The sequence below is a fragment of the Deltaproteobacteria bacterium genome, from assembly GCA_016180855.1.
Classification (GTDB): Bacteria; UBA10199; UBA10199; order JACPAL01; family JACPAL01; genus JACPAL01.
The window spans coordinates 11288-33391 of sequence record JACPAL010000018.1 but is presented as its reverse complement, the minus strand read 5'-3'; the positions used below and the strand labels follow the sequence as shown (position 1 = coordinate 33391).

The window sequence follows — 22104 nt, the reverse complement described above, 5'->3', positions numbered from 1 at the left end:
ATCTGCGTTGTTGCCCTCTCGCCAAAGATCCTCACGTACCAGCCAAGTACGCTCCGGTCTTTGGCTCGCGGGCGCCTAGCATCTGGGCAGTTTTGTAGAGGTTCCATCCTCAAAATGTAGCTTGCTTTGGGGAAGATACTTATTCTCCAAGTAGGCAAGGACGACGGTCTCATTTTTTAAAGGGTTAAAGAGGGCCGAGGTTGTTTCGCCTGCTTTTTGATTATCAGCCGTCCAGATCGCTGTCTTAGGGGGTATCTCCCGTTCTCCTTCTACAAGCAGGGTGACAAGTTTTTTCGGTGTCTGTCCCTTACCGTAAGCCAATATTCTTTCGATCACCTCCTGACCGGGGTAGCATCCTTTTTGTCGCTTATAGCAATGCTCCAGATTGGCCTCCAGAAGAATATGCGTCTCATCGATATCAACACCGTATTCCGGGATCCCCGCCTCCATCCTTAAGAGGTCAATTGCCTGTCTGGAAACAGAAGGGAGATCTCCCAGTGGAGGGGGGTTATTTTTGGGATAGAGAATTTTGCGAACGGGGATTTTGTAAATGGTTTCTTGCCAAATAGCAGGCAGAAGAGCGGGTGGCACGGGAGATCCCACTACCCAATAAATCCCCCACTCCTGACTCACATCTTTGATCTCAAACCGCTCAATCACCTTATATTTCTTCAAGAGCCCTGCGGTCTTTTCCTTAAGTTGGGGTGGTGTAATCAGATGATACAAGTTTTCGGAGAGCCTAATCAAAAAGAAGAGGGAGAGGGGATGACCTTTTCGATCGAGCAGGGCGTTGTGACGTCCCTCGCCGATCGGCTGGGTCTTGACCTCATTTGTGACCATTCTTTGGAGATAATCGGTCGCGTCAGGCCCTTCCATATGAAGATGTCTCTCATCGCTTGCCTTATAGAGGGCGACGTTATTTTGCATCTCCTCGAGTTCTTCTTTAAGTGACATCACTTTGATGGGACTCATTAGGAGGACTCAAAAGAAATGGCAACAAAACTCGTTAAAAAGATAGCGCACGGGCCGTTCATTTTTCTTTGATTTTTCAGGACGTTTCTCCTAGTTTGATCCCGTGCCAAAAAATGAGCTGGAACGACTTCGACGCCAGATTGATGCGCTCGACGCTCAATTCTTAAAACTCCTCAACCGGAGGGCCGGGATTGTTCTGAAGGTTGGGAAGGCCAAGAAAACGAGCCGGGAGGAGTTTTATACCCCCCACCGCGAAAAATTGCTCATGGAGCGCCTTAAAAAAAGAAACAAAGGGCCGTTCCCGACCCGTGCGATCCCTTCCGTGTTCAGTGAGATTATTTCCGCCTCCCGTTCCCTCCATGCCCCGATGAAGGTCGCCTACCTCGGTCCGGAGGCGACATTTACGCATATGGCGGCCCTTCGGCACTTTGGACGTTCCTGCGAGATGATCCCGATGACCTCTATCTCACGCGTCTTTGAAGAGGTGGAAAATAAACGGACCGAATGTGGCGTTGTCCCGATTGAGAACTCGACGGAGGGGGTGGTGGGTGCCACTCTGGACCGTTTTCAGGATTCTTCGCTCAAAATTGGTGCTGAGATTGTCCTTCCGATTGCCCACCACTTTTTGACTGTTACGGGGGGCACCCGGGGGGTTCAAAGAATTTATTCCCACCCCCAGGCGGTTGCCCAATGTCGTCCCTGGCTCGAAGACAAATTTTCCAACACGCCGATCGTTGAGGTGGAGAGCACGGCCCGCGCCGCGGCCCGGGCCGCCGAGGATTCCAGGTCCGGGGCGATTGCGAGCGAGGAGGCGGCCCATGTTTACCGTCTGAAGATTGCGGAGCGGCATATTGAGGACAATCCGAACAACATGACCCGCTTCCTGGTTTTGGGACGTAAGAATCCCGGTATGACCGGGAGCGACAAAACCTCGATCCTTTTTTCGGTCAAGGATCAGGTGGGAGTTCTTTACCGGATGCTCGAGCCGTTTTATCGGAACAAGATCAACCTCACAAAAATTGAGTCGCGTCCCCTGAAGAAGAAGGTTTGGGAGTATATCTTCTATCTCGATATGGACGGGCATCTCGAAGAGAAACGACTCCAGAAGGCATTGAAGGAACTCGATCAGTACTGTCTCTTTGTAAAAGTGTTGGGCTCCTACCCCAAGGCGACCGTGTGAAGAGCTCTCGCATCATCATTGTCGGCATGGGGCAGATCGGCACCTCGATCGCCCTGGGGTTGCGAAGACTAAAAAAGATTCCGATCGTGGGGGTCGACATAAAACCTCAAAACTTGAAGATTGCCTTTCGGCGCAAGGCGATCTCAAGGGGCTTTCGCCTGAAGAGAGATCGGGATCTCCTTCATCTTTCTCTTGCCTCACAGGATCTCATCATTCTTGCAACGCCGGTCAAGTCGGTTGAGAGTTATCTGAGGCTCCTTCCCCAAGGCCCCCTCATTATCGATGTCGGGAGTACCAAGGGGGCGATTGTTAAGGTGGCGAGGAGGCGACATCTACGATTCATTGGTACCCATCCGATTGCCGGGCGGGAGAAGGAGGGGGCGATCGCAGGGGATCCTCAGTTGTTTAAAAACCGTCTCTGTCTTCTTACGCCGCTTCCGGAAACAAGGCCGGAGGATCGGAAGACGGTTCGACAACTCTGGCGTTCTTTAGGTGCGGAAGTAGAATTGATGGAATCAGGAAAGCATGATCGATGGCTTGCCTACCTTTCCCATCTTCCCCATGTGGCGGCCTACGCCCTTGTGATGGCGATAGGGCGTCTCTGTGGAACTCATGATGCGGTCCGGTTTGCCTTTGGTGGTCTTCGGGATACCACGAGGATTGCAGCCAGCTCGCCCGTCATGTGGGCTGATATTTTCCTCTCCAACCGCGGATCGATCAGGCAGGCGATGGTGAGATTTAAGAAGGAGCTGGATCAATTGGCTGGAATGATCGAAAGAGGAGAGAGATCAAGGCTTCTTCACTGGCTTTCTTTGGGACAGGCGATGAGGAAAAAATACTAGATGGAGTTGCTTGTCATCAAGCCGTCTGGCCCCCTCCGGGGGCAAATCCGGTTGCCGGGAGACAAATCGATTTCACACCGAGCGGTCATTTTTGCCTCTCTGACTCCCGGCACGACCGTCATCCGGAATCTTCTCGAATCAGAAGATGTTTTACGAACTGTCCGGATTTTTGAGGAGCTCGGTGTTTTCCTTCGTTGCCTCAAGAGTGGTGACTGGATCGTCAAAGGAAAGAGGAGCGAAGAGCTTCGTGCGCCACGCAAGATTCTCTACTGCGGCAACTCCGGGACGACGATGAGACTCATGATGGGGGTACTGGCTGCGTTACCGTTCCGTTCCATTCTCACCGGTGACCGGTCTTTAAACCGACGGCCGATGGAGAGGGTCATAGAGCCTCTCCGGCGGATGGGGGCGAAGTTTCACCCTTTTTTTATTGAAGGGGAGCGCCATATTGAAGTGGTGGGGGGAGATCTTAAGGGGATTCACTATAACCTACCGGTCCCTTCCGCCCAGGTGAAGTCTGCCATCCTGCTCGCGGGAAGGACGGCGGGGGTCAAGGTCACAGTTAAAGAGAAGATAAAAACGAGGGATCATACGGAACGAATGAGCCGGTTCTTCAAGCGGTCACCTGGTCGGAGGCGCCTGATCATTCCGGGAGATCCCTCTTCAGCCGCCTTTTTTACCGTTGCGGCGTTGATCAATCCAGACCGATTCACTCGGCTTACGATTAAGAAAGTCTGCTTAAACCCAACCCGTACCGGATTTTTAACGGTTCTTAAAAAAATGGGGGCGGAGATCCGGATTGATCACGAGAAATATCTTTGTGGCGAACCGGTGGCGGATCTTGTTGTTACTCCTTGTCGATTGCGGGCGACTCATGTTGGGGGGAAGATTGTTCCGAGCCTGATTGATGAAGTGCCGATCTTGGCCGTGGCGGCTGCCTGCGCCGAAGGGAAAAGCTCTTTTCGTGATATGAAGGAGCTCCGGATTAAGGAGACCGATCGGATTGAGGCACTGATCCATGAGCTCCCAAAATTTGGTATTCCGATGACCGAATATAAAGAGGGGTTCAGCATCGAGGGAGAAGGGCGGCTTTATGGAGCCAAGGGAGATTCATTAGGGGATCACCGGGTTGCGATGTCCCTCGCTATCTTGGGAACGGTTGCCCCTGGGAGGACCAGGGTCAACGATACGGACTGTATCAAAACATCGTTGCCGGAATTCTTCTCCCTCATGAAATCGATAGGGGTCTCGATCAAGCTTACAAGTTAATTAACCTCTTGAAAAAGAGGGAAAAACTCTTTGACAAGCAGGGGGGCCATGTACTACACCCCCGACCCCTATGGTTGAAGAAGAAGATTTTGCCTCGCTGCTCGAAAAGAGTTTTCAAAAGGAGATTCCACTTCAGGGAGATATCGTTCAGGGTCAGATCATCAGCCTAACAAAAGATTATGCGATTGTTGACTTTGGTTTTAAGCTGGAGGGGCTTGTCCCCCTCTATGAACTGAAGGATTCCAACGGGGTGGTCCCATTCCAGGTCGGTGATTCGCTTGAGGTTTATCTCGAAAAACTTGATACGGATGATGGTCTTGCCATTCTTTCCAGAGAGAAAGCTGCTTCCTACAAGATCTGGGATCAGTTGGAGGAGATATTTGAAAGTGATGGAACGATTGAGGGGAACGTTTTGTGCAAGGTCAAAGGGGGGCTCTCCGTTGATATCGGTGTGAAGGCGTTTCTCCCGGCCTCCCAGATTGATGTAAGGCCGAGCGGAAGCCTGGATCGCCTTCTGGGTAAGAAATTCAAATTCAAGATTATTAAATTGAACAAGAGGAAGGGGAATGTCATTGTTTCACGCCGGACATTGCTCGAAAAGAACAAGGATTTTGCCAGGCAGGACGTCCTTCAGAATCTTAAAGAGGGACAGACGATCTCAGGTGTTATTAAAAATCTGACCGATTATGGTGCCTTTGTCGACTTAGGCGGGATTGACGGTCTTCTTCATGTGACTGATATGAGCTGGGGAAGGGTTGGACATCCCTCGGAACTGCTTCAGGTGGGGCAGGAGATAACAGTCAAAATTCTCAAGATTGATCCTGACAACGGCCGTGTGTCACTCGGGTTGAAACAGACAACGCCCGATCCATGGGCCGATGTTTTTGAAAAGTATCCGATCGGTTCACGGGTCAAGGGAAAGATTGTGAATGTGACAGACTACGGTGCCTTTACGGAACTGCAGCCGGGTGTGGAAGGTCTGATCCATGTTTCTGAGATGAGCTGGAGCCGTAAGGCGAAGCATCCCTCAAAGATAGTTAACCTTGGTGATACGGTGGAGGTTGTTATTTTGGACATGGATCTCTCTTCCAGAAGGATCTCGCTGGGGATGAAACAGATCCACGAAAATCCATGGAAAGTTATTGCCGAAAAGTACCCTATTGGTTCGACGGTCCGGGGGCCGGTTCGAAGCATCACTGACTTTGGTATCTTCGTCGGCTTGGCCCCTGAGGTGGATGGATTGGTCCATATATCGGATATTCGATCGGTCCGCCCGGCCCGCCCGCTGGCTGACCTTTATCCCAAGGGGACGGAGGTGGAGGCGGTTGTTCTGAATATGGATCAGGAGGCGGAAAGGACGTCGCTCGGGATCAAGCAGTTGTCTGAAGATCCCTGGCCGCGTGTTCGTGAGCAGTATGCGATTGGGACAAAGCATGAAGGAAAGGTCGTCTGGGTCGGTGACCGTGGCATTGCGGCGGAGCTTGAGGAAAAAATAGAGGGGTTCATTGAACGTGATCCAACGGATGAGGGGACATTACCTCAGTTGGGGGATACACTTTCTGTCATTGTCCATTCGCTAGACGAGAGAGATCGTAAAATCTTGTTGGGGATGGTTGTTGCGGGGTCAGAGAAACGTTCCAAACGATGAAACGATTACGCTGGATTTTACTGTTGGCGTTGGCAGCCGGCTTCTTTCTTATTTATTCCCCTGACAGTGGCAACTTGGCGGTGGTGAAAATAACGGGGGGGATTTTTGAGCCCGATCCGGTTGTGCGAAGATTGGAATTGTTGCGGAAAGAGGAGAAGGTCAAGGCGGTAGTCCTCAGGGTCGATTCGCCAGGCGGGACGGTAGGCGCTTCCCAGGAAATTCATGAAGCGGTCAAGAAGCTCCGCGAGTCCAAAAAGGTCGTTGCCTCTTTTGGCAGTGTCGCGGCGTCTGGGGGGTATTATCTGGCGCTTCCCTCTCACAAAATTTTTGCGAATGCGGGAACCGTGACCGGTAGCATTGGAGTCCGGATGGAGTATGTCAACATGGAGGAGCTGCTCCGTTGGGCAAAGATCCATCCGATGACGCTCAAGAGCGGGTCGCTCAAAGATGCCGGTTCTTCGATTCGGACGATGAGTCCGGAGGAGAAGGCCTACCTCGAGGAGGTCTTAAAAAAGATGCATCACCAATTTATGAAGGCGGTGGCCGAGGGCCGAGCATTGCCGGCGCAAAAGGTGGAGCAGATTGCCGATGGTCGAATTTACACGGGAGAAGAGGCGAAGGAGTTGGGACTGATTGATGAAATAGGCAACCTCCCCTTGGCGATTGAGGTCGCCGCAAGGCTTTCTGGCATTGAAGGGGAGCCCGATGTTTTCTATCCTTCCATTGATGACAGGAATTGGATAGAGAAGGTCCTTGGAGAAGCGATTGACAAGATCCCGCCTTTGGGAAAAAGTGGGCAGGCGGTAACAGGCCAGTTTGTTTACCTCTATTGAAAGGCAAGGAGGCGTGAAATGACGAAGAGTGATCTGGTGCAATGTCTGACGGAAAAGGTTCCAAATATATCCTATAAAGAGATGGAAAAGGTGGTGAACGAATTTTTTGACCTGATGACGGGCGCCCTGCGGAAAGGGAATCGTGTAGAGTTGAGGGGATTCGGCACCTTTGAGGTGAGGGTCCGACCTCCCCGTCTCGGCCGCAACCCGAAGCTCGGGACGAAAGTCACTTTAGGGGAGAGGCGGGTTCCTTTTTTCAAGGCGGGTAAGGAATTAAAAGAGAAGGTTAATCATCCTGCTAAATAGCAAGCGAGGATTTATGGACAGAAATCTTGCATTGGAAGTGGTTCGGGCAACGGAAGCGGCCGCCCTCTCGGCGGCGCGTCTTATGGGAAGGGGCGATAACGACGCTGCGGACCAGGCGGCTGTCGATGCGATGCGACGGGCTCTCAACTCGATTGCCTTTCAGGGAACGGTTGTTATTGGAGAGGGGGAACGGGATGAGGCCCCGATGCTCTACATCGGTGAAAAGGTCGGGATAGGAAACGGTCCCCATGTTGATATTGCCCTTGATCCGCTTGAGGGAACCACCCTGACCGCCAAGGGAGGACCCAATGCCCTCTCCGTCATTGCCCTGGCGTCCCATGGTGATTTTCTCCATGCCCCCGATACCTACATGGAAAAACTGGCCGTTGGGCCTGAGGCGAAGGGAGTTATCGACATTACACAATCGCCGGAGTGGAATCTTAAGGAGATTGCCAAGAAGAAAAAATGCATGGTGAGCGATCTGACCGTTATTATTCTGGAGCGGCCACGTCATGAGGAGCTGATTCGCAGGGTGAGAGAGGCGGGGGCACGGATCCGTCTGATCCCTGATGGTGATGTCTCGGCGGCGCTGGCAACTTGCTGGCGTCAAAGTGGTATTGATGTCCTCATGGGGACCGGTGGGGCTCCTGAGGGGGTTATTTCAGCCGCTGCCTTAAAATGTGTTGGCGGAGAGATCCAGGCGATACTCAAATTCCGAAATGATAGCGAAATGGAGAGGGCCAGAAAGATGGGGATTTCCGACTTTAACAAGGTTTATACGATTGATGAACTGGCCGGAGACAATGTCATGTTTGCTGCGACGGGAGTAACGACAGGTGACTTCTTAAAAGGGGTGCGATTCCGTGCAGGTGGCGCCAAGACGCATTCCATCGTCATGCGATCAAAGACAGGGACCGTTCGTTACATTGAAACGGAACATCATTTTGATATCAAGCCGGTATTCTAATGACGCAAGCGTCTGAAACAATCTTCATCGAGGCCCCTGCCAAGACCGTTTACGACATTATCATGGATTTTGAGAAATACCCCGATTTTCTGCCGGACGTGAAAGAGGCCTCCCTCCTTTCTAAGAAAGGGAACTCACTTGAGGTGGAGTTTGAGATCCAGGTTATAAAGAAGATTAATTATTCGCTTAAAGTTAGCGGCACCCCTGGGAAGAAAGTGGCCTGGAGTTTGCTCAAAGGGGATTTTTTTAAAAAGAATGATGGAGGGTGGTCTCTCAAGGAGAAGAATGGCAAGACAGAGGCGACCTATTCCGTCGATATCGATTTTGGCATTTTTGTCCCTTCGATGATTACCTCTAAACTCATCGGCTCCAATCTTCCCGGCATGCTCAGACGTTTCAAGGAAAGAATTGAGAATGGGTGCGCTTGAAAAGATACTTCGTACAGGGTTAGGGGCCGCCCTGATCACCGAAGAGGGGATCAAGGGATACATTTCAAAGCAGGCTCAGCAGAGAAAGCAGGAGATTGCCAATCGGATTGCCCGAGAATTCTCAAACTTCTTACGACGGGTCGATCTCCATAAAGAGATTCGGAAGGCGCTGCAGGGTTTAACCATTGAGATCCGAATCAAGCCGGACAAGCGATAGTTTTCAGCTCTCTTTTGTCCGTTCGATATTTCCCCAACGCGAGCAGCGGAAAATACTGTCGGTAGCCGTGATAGCGGATGTAGAAATGTCCCGGGAATCCCGTTCCTGTAAAGTGTCTTTCCTCCCATCGGCCGTCGGCTGTTTGTGAGGCAATAAGAAAATCAATTCCGCGGCGACACGACTCGGAACTTCTTTTGCCGGCGGCGATCAGGGTCATGACGGCCCAGGCGGTTTGAGAAGGAACTGAAACCTCTAAGGGGAGATACCGATTTTCCTTGTCTGAAAGGCAGGATTCTCCCCAACCGCCATCCGGGTTCTGGACCGACTGGAGCCAGCGTATCGCGCGGCCAATCGCGAGCCCTGTTTTTTCATCGTGGATCATGGCGAGTCCCTGAACGACACACCAGGTTCCGTAAAGGTAATTGACCCCCCATCGCCCCCTCCAGGATCCATTCGGTTCCTGGGTTTTAAACAAAAAATTCAAGCTGTTTTGGATGACTGGATCCTCCTTTGAATAATTAAACAAGACCAACAATTCAATCATTCGACCCGTGATATCCGGGGTTGGCGGGTCGAGGCAGGCCCCGTGATCGGAGAATGGAATCTTGTTGACCCAGGTAGAAAGATTGTTCTTGTCAAATGCGGCCCAACCACCGTTTTTTGATTGCATGGAGAGGAGCCATTCAAGCCCCCGATCGATTGTCCCCTTCTTCTCTGATACCGGCAGATCGACCCTTTTCATGAAGCGGAGGATTTCAATCGTGTCGTCGACATCGGGAAAATAGTCATTTTGAAACTCAAACGCCCAACCACCTGGTTTGGCGCTGCTGTTTTTGAGGGACCAGTCGCCATGAAAGTCCACAATCTGTTTTGAAATGAGAAATTTTGCGGCCCTTTTCAGATGGGGGTCGTCGGCCGGAAGGCCCGATTCCAAGAGGGCATGACAGGCCCAGGGGGTATCCCATAGGGGGGAGATGCAACACTGTTGATGGATAAGATACTCGGAGGGGGCTCCGCCCCCTACCGACTTATCACTTACCATCGGTAAGTCAGTGCCCCGGTGACTTTGTTGAAATCGTCTAAGGCCTGCTAACGCCTTCTGGATTGTTGGATCACTATTGGGATACCCAAGCGCCTTCATGGCCAAGGCGGCATAGGCCATTGCGGGGTAGATATCTTCCGTCCTTTCGATATGACGTCTGATCCATTCCTCACATTTCTTTAGAAAATGTTGTTTACCGGGATGAAAAGGAAGTTTTTCCGTAGCTTTGAAGATTTTGTCTAAAAGAAGGAAAAAGTTCCTCCATGGAAACTGATATCCCCTCCCCATCCCTCCCCTTATTTTAAGGGGAGAGAGTAAGGGAGGGGATACTTTAAGCTCCTTCAGATCAAAAGAAAGAGGCCTGACTGGTTTTCGATCCAGGATAATTAACAGTGGTACAATCGATGCCCTTGCCCAACTGGAGAATTCATAGATTGAAATTCCAAGCCAGTGGGGCAGGTGGATAAACCAGAGCGGCATTGAGGGGCACTTCGCCCATGTAATCAACCCAAAAAGCGCCAGATGAATTTTGGTGAAAACCCGAACCCTCTCAAGCCCACCGTGAGAGAGAATAAACAGTCTTGTACGTTCCAGCGCCGGCTCATCCGGAGAATGGCCGGCAAGACGGAGGGCAAAATAGCATTCAATCGATGTCGAAAGATCCGCTGGCCCTCCGTAAAAAATGGCCCAAGAGCCGTCTTGCCGCTGTTCCGATAGAATTCTTCTGGCGAGACCCTTTTCGACCTCGGCATCGACATCACCTAAAAAATGCATCAGCTGGATGAAGCCGGCCCCAATCGTCTCATTCGCCTCAAGGGTGTACCACCAGTATCCTTTAGGGGATTGATCCGAAAGCAGTGCCTCCCTCGCCTTAAAAACCGCTTCTTCAAAGGAAAAGGGTTCCTGATTTTTAGCGGGACTCGTTTTCACCGGATGGTGCTTTTAGCAGGGGGGAGGAGGTGTATCAACGAGATTCATGAGAATCTCAGACTGACCCAGGATTTTGTTGGCAGTATCCCACTCACGTTCGTCCAAAAGAATGCCTGTCTTCATGAGGAGATCGTTAAAGCGATCACCGCCGATGTTGCCGATGGCAATCTCAATACAGAGGTCACGAAGCCAGCGCTCTTTTTGGGTCACTTGAAGCCTCCTTTTCCCCCGAAAGGGAGTCTTAAGACCTTCGAAATAGCCTTGGATCGCTATGACTAGGTAAAATTAGGCTATAAAATGAATAAAATATGTCAAGAGAATTATAATTATATATAATTTAATATAAAATAGGTCCCTGTCTTTCCTTGAAGAATCAGAAACAAATCATTAAAGATATTGATTCTCATGCAGATCCGGTCTGTTTTCATTGCCATTTTTTGTCTCATCAGCCTTTCTTCATTTTCTGCCACCGATCTCGATCGGGTGGTTGAATTCGAACTTCGGAATGGAATGAAATTTTTGCTTCTGCCAAGGGGGGAGGCTCCGATTTTCACCTCCTATATCCGCTTTCGTGTCGGTGGAATGGATGAGGAGAAAGGAAAGACAGGTCTTGCCCATTTCGTGGAGCATATGGCGTTTAAGGGAACCGAGAGTTTGGATGAGAAGGGGCTTGTCCAGTTGATTGAAAGAGAGGGGGGAAAGGAATTCAATGCAACCACCTCTCGGGACATGACCAGCTACATGGTCAGTTTCCCGTCGGACAAACTTCGGTTTTGGGCGGAGATCGAATCGCAAAGAATATTTCATCCGGTCTTTCGTGATTTTGATCGAGAGAGGAATGTCATCCTGGAGGAACGCCGGATGAGGGTTGATAACAATCCTCATGGGAGACTGGCGGAGGAATTTGTCGAAAAGGCATTTGCCGATACCCCGTTTGAGTGGCCTGTCCTTGGTTATCCCGAGGATTTAAAGAGGATTACTCTGGACGATCTTCGCTCCTTTTGGGAGAGTCACTATCATCCTGCCAACGCGGTGGGTGTCATCGTTGGAAAGTTCTCCCTTGAAGAGGCAAAAAAGATCCTTCAAGAGACCTTCGGCAAGATTCCATCAAGGCCATTGCAGAAAGAGACCGTGTTTAAAAAGCATGCCTTTGAAAAGGGTCTCTCTTTTGAAGTGGAGGGAGGGAACGGATCGCGGATACAGATCGGTTACTTGAAGCCCCCACTGCCCGATCGTGATGATTATGTGTTTGATCTGATCCATCAGATCTTGGGAGAGGGGAGGGGATCACGCCTTTATCGATCCCTGATCTTGGATGAGAAAGTGGCCTCTGAGGTAGAGGCATCAACCCAGTTTCCGGGGAATCGTGGGCCGAATCTTTTCTTTGTGGAGATTGAGCCGCTGACGGGAACCTCTCCCGAAAAGGCGTTGCAACTCTTTGATGAAGCGATGAAAAATTTTTGTGCGACGGGGCCGACAGAGCAGGAGGTCCAGCGGGCGATTAACCGGCTGCTTGTCGAAATGGTCTGGGGTCTGAAGACCAATGAGGATCTTGCCTGGCGGCTCTCTTTTTTTGAGATTGCCGCTGGTGACTGGCAATATCTCAAAACCTACACGGATGTTATTCAGGGGATCACTCGTGAGGAAATTGTTCGTGTGAGTCAAAAATATCTTTGTAGCCCGCCACGCATTGTGGGGATCATGAGATGATAAAACAACTTTCCCTCATTCTTCTTTTTCTTTTTTCCGCCAATCTCTCTGCTGAAACTCCTTTCTTCGTCCCTCCGAAACCCGAAAGAGAGACCCTTCCTTCCGGGATGAAGTTGTTTATCATGACCGATGCGACGCTGCCGACCGCTGAGATCCAGATTTATGTGAGGGGAGGGAGTTTGGGAGATCCCGCTGGAAAGGAAGGGCTGGTCTCACTGACTTATGGGGCGCTTCGGGCCAGTGGTAGTCTTAAAAACAGGTCCAAAGAGATAGAGGAGCGGCTCGAATTCATGGGGGCAAGTCTCGAGATGGGGACTGAAAAGGAGTTTGCCCAGATCTCCCTTAAGCTCCTGAGCAAGGACTTGGAGAACGGATTGGCCATCCTTTTTGAATTGTTAAGGGAACCTGCCTTCGAATCCCAGGAAGTGGAAACCGTCCGAAAGAGAAAAATTGAGGCGTTGTCTCGGGAGGCGGAAAAGCCCATGGGGATGGCCTTTCGCCGTTTTCCGAAAATAATCTACGGGTCCAAAAATCCGTTCGGACGGCGCCCAACGGTTCGGTCTCTTAAAAAGATTCGCCGTGACGATCTGATCCGCACTCATCGTGAGTTGATAGGTCCTGACAGAATGATTGTAGCGGCCAGCGGCGATTTTTCGAAGTTGGAATTGACCCGAATTTTAAAAATGCAAACGGCAGGCTGGAAGCCCGTTTCTTCTCCGCTTCCTTCCTGTCCACCGGTTGAAAAAAAGTTTAAAAAGGAAAATTGGCTTCTGGTTCAAAAAGGACTGACCCAATCGACAATTCTCACCGGTCATCTGGGAACGGATCGAAGCGATCCCGATCGTTTTGCCCTGATGGTCATGAATTATATCCTTGGGGGAAGTGGGAGTCTCAGTTCGCGCTTAGGGGACAGAGTTCGTGTCAAGGAGGGGAAGGCGTATGGCATCTGGTCCGAATGGACCTTTGAGAAGGAGCCTGGAATGTTCTACGTTGCGACACAGACGGCAGCAGAACAGACAGGTGAGGTATTGCAATTACTTGATGAGATGCTGACACAATTTGTACAAAGGCCGGAGATTACCGAAGAGGAGCTGGATCGTGCCAAGAGCTCGATTCTTCGTTCCTTCTTTTTCAGTTATGAAACGTCGTTTCAGCTCGTCAAGGATCTCGCCCGACTTGATCTTCTGGGATATCCGGAGAACTACCTCGAAGAGTTTCAGCACAAAATAAGCGTTCTCACCCGTGAGGATCTTGAACGGGTCATCCGAAAGTATCTTCATTCCGGTGAAAGGAAGACCTTTGTTATTACGGATCCGTCGGTTAAGAAAAGACTCAAGCCGTTTGGGTCGTTCAAGCGGGTAAAATAATGAGAGAGAAGCTTCGCCGGTTTCTTCAAGATGTTTTTCCAAAAACATCGCTCCCTTTTGAGATTGAGAGTCCGAAAGTCAAAGAGCATGGCGAACTGTCCACTAACCTCGCCCTTCTTTTAGGAAAACAGGAAAAGAAGAATCCCAAGGCGGTTGCGGACGAACTTGTTGCCATGATTCGTGCGAAAGGATGGAATCTTCTCGAAAAGGTTGAGGTGGCCGGCCCCGGATTTATCAACTTCACCTTTTTCAAGAACGCCTGGCGGGATTCACTAAAAGAGATCGAGTCTCGAGGGGATTCGTTTGGCTGTTCGGAGGTGGGGAAGGGACAAAAGGTTCTTGTCGAATTTGTGAGTGCGAACCCGACAGGGCCGGTTCATATTGGGAACGCTCGTGGAGGGCCGCTAGGGGATGCGATTGCCTCACTGTTCGAAGCGACCGGCTATCAGGTGACTCGCGAATACTATGTCAACGATGTGGGAGGGCAGATTGACAAGCTCGGCGCCAGCATTTTAACGGCCGGGTGGGGAGTCTCCTTGGGTGAACAGCAATACCAGGGAGTTCATGTTGATCAACTGGCTCATGAGGCAAAAAAAAGTATTGGCACTGCCGTCGATCGGTTAATTCAGGAGAAAAAAGAGACGGAGGCAGCCGGCCTTTTGGGGAAACTCGGGATAGAGCTTCTTTTGCAAGAGATCCGACGGACCTGTGACGGGATGGGGATCGAGTTTGATTCCTGGGTTCATGAAAAGGAGGTTCTTTCAGAGAAAACGGGGAACATTCTTCAGGATCTCAAGAAAAAAGGGGTCACTGTTGAGAAGGAGGGGGCGTTGTGGCTTGCGACGCAGGACGAATTTCTTGAGGATCGTGAGTGCGTTCTGGTCCGTTCGGATGGGCGGCCTACCTATTTTGCCAATGATATTGCCTACCATACTGGCAAGTATGGGCGTGGTTACGACCGAATCATCGACATTTGGGGCTCTAATCATCATGGTCATGTGCCACGCATCAAGGCGGCCTTACAGAGTCTGGGGTATGATGCGACGAAGATTGAGGTCGTTCTTTATCAGTATGTTCGAATCAAGCGAGGGAACGAGGCGGTGAAGATGTCCAAGAGGGGCGGTACTTTTGTGACGGCGGAAGAGGTCTTGGAAGAAGTTGGCAGAGACGCCTTCCGATTTTTCCTTCTCATGAGGGCTGCCGAATCCCATCTAGACTTCGATCTTGATCTCGCCAAAAAAGAGAGCCAGGAAAATCCCGTTTATTATGTTCAGTATGCCCATGCCCGGCTTGCCAGTCTCTTCCGAAAGGCAGAGGAGAAGGGGATCGGGAAGATTCCCGCAGATCTTGATCTCTCCCACCTTGATCTTCCGGAAGAGATAGAACTGATACGACTTCTCCACAAATTTCCAGACGAAGTCTCTCGTGCCGCCTCTCTTCTGGAACCCCATCGAATTCCTTTCTATCTTCTGGAACTGTCCCAGGCCTTTCAGGCCTATTACGCCAAAGCGAAGCTCGACTTCCGGTATCAGGTTGTCGGAAGCGATATTGACACCACACGCGTGAAACTGTATTTATGCCGCATTCTCAAGCGAACCATCGCGAACGGCTTGAAATTAATGGGAGTTTCAGCTCCCTCCGAGATGAGACATGACTGAGTTTTCCAAAGACCTCGAGGATTATTTTTGCAAATTTACGTTTGGGCAGTTTGTAACGCTCATCCTGATTGAACTGGTCACCCTCTTCTTCGTTTTCTACCTTGGGGCTCGCTACGGTCCCGACCTCATTGGAGGAAATCGGGAAATTGCCAAGACCTCCCAGGAAAAACAGTTATCTGCCTCCGGAGAAAATAGCGAAAAGAAGGTTGATTATACCTTCCCCCGGGAGCTCCTTGATGATGCCAAAAAGGAAAGGGGGGCGGTTCGGGTCAAGCCGTCAGGAATGACGGCTCAGGAGTATGAAAACAAGATTCGTGAAATGACGGATGAGAGGACTGTGCCGATTATCGTCCCGGCCCCGGAAAAACCGGAAAAGGTTGAGCCGATTGTCATGCCGACTCCGGAGAGGCCCAGGGTGATTGAACCGGCCAAACAGGAGGAGGTTGGGCAGTTTTCGATCCAGGTTGGATCCTACCGTGCTGCCGATGAGGCGATGAAGGCGGTTGCCCAATGGAAAGGAAAGGGATATTCGAGCTTTATGATGGTCGCGGAGGTCCCCAAAAAGGGGACCTGGTACCGCGTTCGTATTGGACGTTTTGTGACCAAGGAGGAGGCACAGGGTTTCCTCCAGAAATTCAAAGGCAAGGAAAAGACGGATGCGCTGATTGTCTCCTCGAGGATTTAAAGATGCCGCGTAAGAAAGTAACCACGACGATCTATATCACTCCGGAACAGAATGAGAAGCTCAAGCTTCTCCATGTGAAGACGAAGGTTCCGATTGCGGAATATATTCGCCAGGGAATCGATCTGGTTCTTGAAAAGAACAATCAGACCCTTCCCGGCCAGATCAGTTTTCTTGATCAATTCCCATGGACTAATGGGAAGTCTCCAATGTGACCTTAGAGCTTATCCGCAATTTCTCCATTATTGCCCACGTCGACCATGGAAAGTCGACACTTGCCGACAGGATTCTTGAATTGACCGGGGCGATTTCCGATCGTGAAAAGAAAGATCAATTCTTGGACAAGATGGAGCTTGAGCGGGAGCGCGGAATTACGATCAAGGCCCAGACCGTTCGTTTGCACTACCGTGCGAAGGATGGAAAAGATTATCTGCTCAATTTGATCGACACGCCGGGGCATGTTGATTTCCATTATGAGGTCTCCCGGTCCCTTGCCGCTTGTGAGGGGGCCCTCTTGGTTGTTGATGCCGCTCAAGGGGTCGAGGCGCAGACCTTGGCGAATGCGTATTTGGCGGCAGATAATAATCTAGAGCTTCTTCCGGTTATCAATAAAATGGATCTCCCAACTGCCAACCCGGAGAAGGTCAAGAGACAGATCGAGGAGATTGTGGGGATTTCCGCCAAGGAGGCGATCCTTGCCTCTGCAAAATCGGGCACAGGCATCTCAGAGATCCTCGAGGGCATTTTAAAAAAAATCCCTCCTCCGAAGGGGAATCCGGAAGGACCGTTGCGGGCACTCCTCTTTGACAGCTGGTTTGACCAATACCTGGGGGTCGTTGTGCTTGTTCGCGTCGTGGACGGCCGGTTGACGCCCGGGATGAAGATCCGTTTTATAGCAACAGAGCGGGATTATGAGATACAGACGCTTGGCGTTTTTTCGCCGCACCCGACAATGATCAAGGCGCTTGAAACCGGAGAGGTCGGTTTTTTTACGGCAACGATCAAATCAGTTCATGAAACAAAGATCGGGGATACGATCACCGAGCCTTCCCGACCGGCTTCCACTCCCCTCCCCGGGTTCAAGGAGGTCAAGCCGGTGGTCTTTGCCGGATTTTACCCGGTCGAAACAGTTCAGTACGAGGCCCTCAAAATGGCGCTGGAAAAACTGAATTTGAACGACGCCTCGTTTCATTATGAAGCGGAAACCTCGAAGGCGCTTGGGTTTGGGTTCAGGCTGGGATTTTTAGGCCTCCTGCATATGGATATTATCCGGGAGCGGCTTCGGCGCGAATACTCGCTTGCTCTGGTGACCACGGCCCCGACCGTTGCCTTTCGTGTGAAAACAATCAGGGGGGAACAGCTGGAGGTCGACAATCCTCAGGATCTTCCGCCGGAGCAGGAGATTGCCGAAATTCAGGAGCCGTTCATTCGGGCCAAGATCCAGCTCCCCACGGAATATTTGGGAAACGTTATCAAGCTTTGCGTCGACCGGCGTGGGGTACAAACTGAAATGACCTACTTGAGCCCGGAACGTGTGCTTCTTGTTTATGAGATTCCGTTTATGGAAATCATGTTCGATTTTTATGACCGTCTCAAATCGATCACGCAAGGCTATGCCTCTTTTGATTATGAGATTCTGGAGTGGCGCCCCTCCGATTTGATTCTCCTCAATATCCTCGTGAACGGAGAGATGGTCGATGCCCTGTCAATCATCCTCCACCGCGAAAATGCCTATCAACGGGGGCGGGAAATCGCCGAAAAATTGCGCAAAGAGATTCCTCGCCAGATGTATGAAGTCGCTATTCAGGCTGCAATCGGGAGCCGGATCATTGCCCGGGAGAGTGTCAGTGCGCTCCGGAAAAATGTCACCGCCAAGTGCTACGGCGGCGACATCACCCGAAAGAGAAAGTTGCTTGAGAAACAAAAAGCCGGTAAGAAAAGGATGAAACAGGTCGGGAGTGTGGAAATTCCACCGGAGGCGTTTTTCAACGTGTTAAAGGTTGACTGAAAATGGAATCCGATTTACCCGCTAAACTAGAAATTCCGAAGAAGAAATCGAAATGGAGGGAATACACGGAATCCCTCCTCGTGGCGCTTCTGATCGCTTTCTTTATCCGCTCTTTCGGGGTCGAGGCGTTCAAAATCCCATCCGGGTCGATGATTCCAACCCTGCTTGTAGGAGACCATCTTTTTGTCAACAAATTCGTCTATGGTCTCCGGATCCCCTTTACCAAGAAAAAGCTTGTTCACTTCAAGAGCCCGGAAAGGGGGGAGGCGATTGTCTTTATTTACCCCATTGATGAGAGCAAAGATTTTATCAAGCGGGTTGTTGGTCTTCCGGGTGATCAGATTCGAATGGATGGGGAGAATGTTTTTGTCAATGGCCAGGAGCTGGAACGACAGGCGATTTCGATAAAGCCCGGACAAAATCCGCATACCTCACTGCTTCAGGTTGTTCCCGACGCCACGGCTTCCGAGTCAGGGATAGAGACGATTCCCTACCATCCGGGATGGGATGATTATAATTATTATTTGGAAAACAACGGAAGCCATCATTATCTCGTTCAGTACGAAGCGAGTCCCTCCTATGACGATCGGACTTTGACGGTCCCACCGAACCATCTTTTTGTGATGGGGGATAATCGGGACAATTCCTCGGATTCCCGCGAGTGGGGCTTTGTTCCCATCGAAAATGTGAAGGGAAAGGCGATGTTCATCTGGCTTTCACTCGACTTTGAGGCAGGCCGTCTCCGCTGGCAGCGGTTTGGGAAGTGGATTCGATAGCAGGCATCGACTATTTCAATGCCTTCTTGGAAAGAGACTCATAGCTCACGCCGTCTCCGTTTTCTGTGCTGACCGGCAACCCCAAATCGTTCCAACCGAGCTGATCCGGTGCTCCGCCAAAACCGCCATGCACGTTATAGAGGTTGGTAAAACCGAGACGGTCCAGGATCTCGCACGCCTTTTGTGAACGCCCGCCCATCTTGCAACCGACCAGCAATCTCTTGTCCTTGGGGAGTACGGCAGAGGCGACTTTTGGAAACTCAGCGTTCGGGGCCATCTGGCCGCCTGTCATATGAAGCAGCGGGATATTGACCGCCCGGATCGGGTGTCCTTGTGTGAACTCGGGGATGGAGCGGACATCGACGTAAATCGCTTCGGGGTCCTTATCGAGCATTTCCTTTGCTTTATCCGGTGTTGTTTGCTGAATCGGCACGGTTCCTCCTTCGGTTGACTCAATGCATTATTTAAAAAGGCAATTTTATTATCTTCTTCTTGTCATATGGGGAGCGATCTGTCTAGGAGACCCTTTTGTGCAATTGAATTTCGAACAGATGAAGGCGGTCCAGCATGGAGAGGGGCCGTTGCTTATTCTGGCCGGCGCGGGGAGCGGCAAGACCCGTGTTATCACGCACCGGATCCTCCACCTGATTCAAGAACGAAAGGTCCAGCCTTGGAACATCCTCGCGGTCACCTTTACCAATAAGGCGGCTGAGGAGATGAAAAATCGCGTTCAGGCGTTGCTGGGGAAAAAGACCGAGCTCTGGATCAGTACGTTTCATTCAAGCTGTGTCAAGATGTTAAGGAAGAGTGCTGAAAAACTGGGATTCACAAAGGATTTCGTTATCTACGATGACGCCGACCAAATTGACATGGTCAAGGACTGCCTTGAGGAATTGCAGATCCAGGAAAGGGCCTTCCAGCCACGCGGTGTTCTCTCTCGGATTGACCACTGGAAAAACCAGCTGATCGGCCCCGACAAGGCGATTGGGCTTTCGGCGGATTATCTCGAAAGGCGACGTGCGGAGATTTATCAAATGTATCAGCAGAAGCTTCGGCAGAACAATGCAATGGATTTTGGGGATCTCCTCATGAAGACGGTGGAGCTCTTTGAACAAAACCCGTCAGTTTTGAGTTATTATCAGGACCTCTTTCGATATATTCTTGTGGATGAGTATCAGGATACCAATCAGGCGCAGTACCGCTTGATTCGCCTCCTTTCAGCCAAGAGCGGAAATTTGTGTGTTGTGGGGGACGATGACCAATCGATCTACGCCTGGCGTGGGGCAGATATTAACAATATTCTTTCCTTTGAAAAAGATTTTTCCGGGGCCAAGGTGATCCGTCTTGAGCAGAACTATCGGTCGACCCAAAAAATATTGAAGATTGCCTCCGGGGTTGCCTCAAACAATCTGGCCAGAAAAGAAAAAACTCTCTGGACTGAAAACGCCGAGGGAGAGGGAGCCACACACTATGTGGCGCAGGATGAAAAAGATGAGGCCCGCTACGTTGTTTCTGAGATTGAGCGGCTCTGTCGCGAAGGGAAGAGAAGGCTGTCGGAGTTCGCCATATTCTATCGGACGAATGCCCAGTCACGAACCTTTGAAGAAGAACTGCGGCGACTCAAGCTCCCCTACACAATTTTTGGGGGAGTTCGTTTTTACGACCGCGCGGAAGTCAAGGATACCCTTGCCTATCTCCGACTGCTGGTGAATTCGAGAGACAATTTGAGCCTTAAACGGATTATCAATACCCCGGCCCGCGGTATTGGAAAGAAGACGGTTGCTGTCCTCGAAGCGTTTGCGGTCCAGAGGGAAATTTCACTTTATGAGACGCTTTTCTCCTTGGACCAGGTTCCCAAGCTCCCGTCGGCCCAAAAGGAGAGCTTGAAAAAATTCAGAAAGCTTTTTGAACAGTGGGAGGGGTTTCTGGGCAAGGAAAAGGTGGCTGTTTTTGCCAAGAGGGTGATGGAGGAGTCGGGACTTGTGGAAGATCTGGAAAAACAGGGGACGGTTGAGGCGGAGGGGCGTCTTGAAAACCTGCAGGAGTTGCTCAACGTACTGGAAGATTTTCAGAGATCCCATGGAGGGACGCTCTCCGAGTTCATGGAACAGGTGGCACTTGTTCAAGAGACCGATCGCTATGATTCTTCTCAGGGAGCTGTTCCCCTGATGACGCTCCACCTCTCCAAGGGGCTCGAATTTCCGGTGATCTTTCTGGTTGGAATGGAGGAGGGGCTTTTCCCTCATAGTCGTTCCCTCGAAGAGACGGAAGATCTGGAGGAGGAAAGGCGGCTTTGCTATGTCGGGATTACGCGGGCAAAGGAAAAAATATATTTTACACAGGCGCTGAAACGGCGTCTGTTTGGAGGAGATCAATTCAATCTCCCCTCCCGTTTTTTAGATGAGGTGCCATCCGAATTCCTTGAGAAGGCTGCAGCAGAAGAGCCGGCTCGACCGGTCCGTGTCGATTCACAGATTTTTTTTGAGGAAGACTATTCCCAGCTCCTGGATGAGTCCTCTCTTATGAAAATCGGTATGAGCGTCCGTCATCCCGCGTTTGGTCTTGGTGTTGTCAAAAAGAAGGAGGGGAGGGGGGAGCAGCAAAAGGTAACGGTCTATTTTCAGGATGGGCGGGTGAAGACCTTGATGGTTAAGTTCGCGGGGTTACAAGTTCTATAGATTCCAGAGATGGATCTGGATATCATCCGGATTCTTGAACGAATCCTCCGTATCGAGTGTGTCGTCGTCCTCGATGACACGATCGACAAACTTTCGGATCTCACGGATATCGTTATATGGTTTGAGAAGGACATGGATATTGGGCGTATCCATATTGAGCCGAATCCGGCTGAAATCACAGGGATAACCGGTTGTCAAAATAATGCGAATATCCGGGTTTAACTGTTCCGCCTTCCGGATCAGTTCGAAACCATCCATTTCAGGCATGACAATATCCGTGATCAGTACTTGCACCTTTTCGAGCTCTATCAGATCAAGCGCCGTTTGTGGATCGGTGGTCGTGTAGCAGTCGCAACGATGATTCTCGAGAAGTCTTGACCATGCCCGCAAAAGCACCTCATTGTCGTCGACCACGATAATCTTTTTGAGGGGTTCCGAATCTCTGCTCTTATTTCCCTCGGTCGCCATCATGAATGCCAAGGTTGCAATCGGGGGGCCATTTTTTTTGTTCTAGGACAACGCAAGGCGTTAAATGTATCCTTATGATATTAAACATATTTTTTAATTTTCACCCCCCCCCTTTTACAAGAA

22 protein-coding genes are annotated in these 22104 nt (G+C 50.7%); 17 read left to right on the top strand and 5 right to left on the bottom strand.

What is annotated here, in order from left to right; genetic code table 11:
- Positions 1-75 precede the first annotated feature (75 nt).
- Complete coding sequence (locus HYT77_09090) at positions 76-972, bottom strand: hypothetical protein (GenBank protein ID MBI2068150.1); 897 nt, start codon at positions 970-972, stop codon at positions 76-78.
- Between the two features lie 103 nt (positions 973-1075).
- On the opposite strand from HYT77_09090, the gene pheA reads away from it, so the two are divergent.
- The 9 genes from pheA (at position 1076) to HYT77_09045 (ending at position 8662) form a co-directional block, all read left to right on the top strand.
- The gene (gene pheA / locus HYT77_09085) at positions 1076-2152 is read left to right on the top strand and encodes a prephenate dehydratase (protein ID MBI2068149.1); all 1077 of its coding nucleotides are present in this window, start codon (positions 1076-1078) and stop codon (positions 2150-2152) included.
- A complete protein-coding gene (locus HYT77_09080) occupies positions 2149-2994 on the top strand; it encodes a prephenate dehydrogenase/arogenate dehydrogenase family protein (GenBank protein MBI2068148.1) in 846 nt (281 codons plus the stop codon). The genes pheA and HYT77_09080 overlap by 4 nt, the downstream gene beginning before the upstream one ends.
- Positions 2995-4263: a 3-phosphoshikimate 1-carboxyvinyltransferase gene (gene aroA / locus HYT77_09075; protein ID MBI2068147.1), complete on the top strand. Its 1269-nt coding sequence runs from the start codon at positions 2995-2997 to the stop codon at positions 4261-4263.
- A gap of 70 nt (positions 4264-4333) precedes the next feature.
- Positions 4334-5911 (top strand): 30S ribosomal protein S1, encoded by a 1578-nt coding sequence (locus tag HYT77_09070; protein MBI2068146.1) that lies wholly within the window; start codon positions 4334-4336, stop codon positions 5909-5911.
- On the top strand, positions 5908-6744 hold the full coding sequence (gene sppA, locus HYT77_09065) for a signal peptide peptidase SppA (GenBank protein MBI2068145.1): 837 nt from the start codon (positions 5908-5910) through the stop codon (positions 6742-6744). Before HYT77_09070 ends, sppA begins: the two co-directional genes overlap by 4 nt.
- A gap of 18 nt (positions 6745-6762) precedes the next feature.
- On the top strand, positions 6763-7050 hold the full coding sequence (locus HYT77_09060) for an integration host factor subunit beta (GenBank protein ID MBI2068144.1): 288 nt from the start codon (positions 6763-6765) through the stop codon (positions 7048-7050).
- Between the two features lie 13 nt (positions 7051-7063).
- On the top strand, positions 7064-8017 hold the full coding sequence (glpX, locus tag HYT77_09055) for a class II fructose-bisphosphatase (protein MBI2068143.1): 954 nt from the start codon (positions 7064-7066) through the stop codon (positions 8015-8017).
- Positions 8017-8445: an SRPBCC family protein gene (locus HYT77_09050; protein MBI2068142.1), complete on the top strand. Its 429-nt coding sequence runs from the start codon at positions 8017-8019 to the stop codon at positions 8443-8445. Before glpX ends, HYT77_09050 begins: the two co-directional genes overlap by 1 nt.
- A complete protein-coding gene (locus HYT77_09045; GenBank protein ID MBI2068141.1) occupies positions 8432-8662 on the top strand; it encodes a hypothetical protein in 231 nt (76 codons plus the stop codon). The genes HYT77_09050 and HYT77_09045 overlap by 14 nt, the downstream gene beginning before the upstream one ends.
- On the opposite strand, the gene shc is transcribed toward HYT77_09045, so the two are convergent.
- Complete coding sequence (gene shc / locus HYT77_09040; GenBank protein ID MBI2068140.1) at positions 8643-10634, bottom strand: squalene--hopene cyclase; 1992 nt, start codon at positions 10632-10634, stop codon at positions 8643-8645. The genes HYT77_09045 and shc overlap by 20 nt on opposite strands.
- Positions 10635-10646: 12 nt before the next feature.
- Complete coding sequence (locus HYT77_09035; GenBank protein MBI2068139.1) at positions 10647-10844, bottom strand: hypothetical protein; 198 nt, start codon at positions 10842-10844, stop codon at positions 10647-10649.
- Positions 10845-11039: 195 nt separating this feature from the next.
- Here HYT77_09035 and HYT77_09030 point away from each other — a divergent pair, with 195 nt between their 5' ends.
- Genes HYT77_09030 through lepB form a run of 7 tightly spaced genes read left to right on the top strand, consistent with a single transcriptional unit; the run spans position 11040 to position 18835 of the window.
- Entirely contained in the window at positions 11040-12344 is a 1305-nt protein-coding gene (locus tag HYT77_09030) for an insulinase family protein (protein MBI2068138.1), read from the top strand.
- Positions 12341-13711 (top strand): insulinase family protein, encoded by a 1371-nt coding sequence (locus HYT77_09025; protein MBI2068137.1) that lies wholly within the window; start codon positions 12341-12343, stop codon positions 13709-13711. The genes HYT77_09030 and HYT77_09025 overlap by 4 nt, the downstream gene beginning before the upstream one ends.
- Positions 13711-15369, top strand: coding sequence for an arginine--tRNA ligase (locus tag HYT77_09020; protein ID MBI2068136.1), 1659 nt, complete (start codon positions 13711-13713; stop codon positions 15367-15369). The genes HYT77_09025 and HYT77_09020 overlap by 1 nt, the downstream gene beginning before the upstream one ends.
- Positions 15362-16054 carry an SPOR domain-containing protein gene (locus HYT77_09015; protein ID MBI2068135.1) on the top strand — a complete coding sequence of 231 codons (693 nt, stop codon included), beginning with the start codon at positions 15362-15364 and terminating at the stop codon, positions 16052-16054. Before HYT77_09020 ends, HYT77_09015 begins: the two co-directional genes overlap by 8 nt.
- Positions 16055-16056: 2 nt before the next feature.
- Positions 16057-16266 carry a ribbon-helix-helix domain-containing protein gene (locus HYT77_09010; protein ID MBI2068134.1) on the top strand — a complete coding sequence of 70 codons (210 nt, stop codon included), beginning with the start codon at positions 16057-16059 and terminating at the stop codon, positions 16264-16266.
- Positions 16263-18059: an elongation factor 4 gene (lepA, locus tag HYT77_09005; protein ID MBI2068133.1), complete on the top strand. Its 1797-nt coding sequence runs from the start codon at positions 16263-16265 to the stop codon at positions 18057-18059. Before HYT77_09010 ends, lepA begins: the two co-directional genes overlap by 4 nt.
- A gap of 2 nt (positions 18060-18061) precedes the next feature.
- Complete coding sequence (gene lepB / locus HYT77_09000; GenBank protein MBI2068132.1) at positions 18062-18835, top strand: signal peptidase I; 774 nt, start codon at positions 18062-18064, stop codon at positions 18833-18835.
- A gap of 10 nt (positions 18836-18845) precedes the next feature.
- Here lepB and HYT77_08995 read toward each other — a convergent pair whose 3' ends face one another.
- Positions 18846-19268 carry a rhodanese-like domain-containing protein gene (locus HYT77_08995; GenBank protein ID MBI2068131.1) on the bottom strand — a complete coding sequence of 141 codons (423 nt, stop codon included), beginning with the start codon at positions 19266-19268 and terminating at the stop codon, positions 18846-18848.
- Positions 19269-19290: 22 nt separating this feature from the next.
- Here HYT77_08995 and pcrA point away from each other — a divergent pair, with 22 nt between their 5' ends.
- Positions 19291-21513, top strand: a complete 2223-nt coding sequence (gene pcrA, locus HYT77_08990) for a DNA helicase PcrA (GenBank protein ID MBI2068130.1) — start codon at positions 19291-19293, stop codon at positions 21511-21513.
- Here pcrA and HYT77_08985 read toward each other — a convergent pair.
- Complete coding sequence (locus tag HYT77_08985; GenBank protein MBI2068129.1) at positions 21508-21984, bottom strand: response regulator; 477 nt, start codon at positions 21982-21984, stop codon at positions 21508-21510. The two genes, pcrA and HYT77_08985, sit on opposite strands and share 6 nt — an antisense overlap.
- Positions 21985-22104: the final 120 nt, after the last annotated feature.

Excerpts from the sequence above, each read along its gene's own strand:
- HYT77_09090 (MBI2068150.1), bottom strand. The coding sequence starts at position 972 with ATGAGTCCCATCAAAGTGATGTCACTTAAAGAAGAACTCGAGGAGATG.
- aroA (MBI2068147.1), top strand. The coding sequence starts at position 2,995 with ATGGAGTTGCTTGTCATCAAGCCGTCTGGCCCCCTCCGGGGGCAAATC.
- HYT77_09070 (MBI2068146.1), top strand. The coding sequence starts at position 4,334 with ATGGTTGAAGAAGAAGATTTTGCCTCGCTGCTCGAAAAGAGTTTTCAA.
- sppA (MBI2068145.1), top strand. The coding sequence starts at position 5,908 with ATGAAACGATTACGCTGGATTTTACTGTTGGCGTTGGCAGCCGGCTTC.
- HYT77_09060 (MBI2068144.1), top strand. The coding sequence starts at position 6,763 with ATGACGAAGAGTGATCTGGTGCAATGTCTGACGGAAAAGGTTCCAAAT.
- glpX (MBI2068143.1), top strand. The coding sequence starts at position 7,064 with ATGGACAGAAATCTTGCATTGGAAGTGGTTCGGGCAACGGAAGCGGCC.
- HYT77_09050 (MBI2068142.1), top strand. The coding sequence starts at position 8,017 with ATGACGCAAGCGTCTGAAACAATCTTCATCGAGGCCCCTGCCAAGACC.
- HYT77_09045 (MBI2068141.1), top strand. The coding sequence starts at position 8,432 with ATGGGTGCGCTTGAAAAGATACTTCGTACAGGGTTAGGGGCCGCCCTG.
- HYT77_09030 (MBI2068138.1), top strand. The coding sequence starts at position 11,040 with ATGCAGATCCGGTCTGTTTTCATTGCCATTTTTTGTCTCATCAGCCTT.
- HYT77_09025 (MBI2068137.1), top strand. The coding sequence starts at position 12,341 with ATGATAAAACAACTTTCCCTCATTCTTCTTTTTCTTTTTTCCGCCAAT.
- HYT77_09020 (MBI2068136.1), top strand. The coding sequence starts at position 13,711 with ATGAGAGAGAAGCTTCGCCGGTTTCTTCAAGATGTTTTTCCAAAAACA.
- HYT77_09015 (MBI2068135.1), top strand. The coding sequence starts at position 15,362 with ATGACTGAGTTTTCCAAAGACCTCGAGGATTATTTTTGCAAATTTACG.
- HYT77_09010 (MBI2068134.1), top strand. The coding sequence starts at position 16,057 with ATGCCGCGTAAGAAAGTAACCACGACGATCTATATCACTCCGGAACAG.
- lepB (MBI2068132.1), top strand. The coding sequence starts at position 18,062 with ATGGAATCCGATTTACCCGCTAAACTAGAAATTCCGAAGAAGAAATCG.
- pcrA (MBI2068130.1), top strand. The coding sequence starts at position 19,291 with ATGCATTATTTAAAAAGGCAATTTTATTATCTTCTTCTTGTCATATGG.
- HYT77_08985 (MBI2068129.1), bottom strand. The coding sequence starts at position 21,984 with ATGATGGCGACCGAGGGAAATAAGAGCAGAGATTCGGAACCCCTCAAA.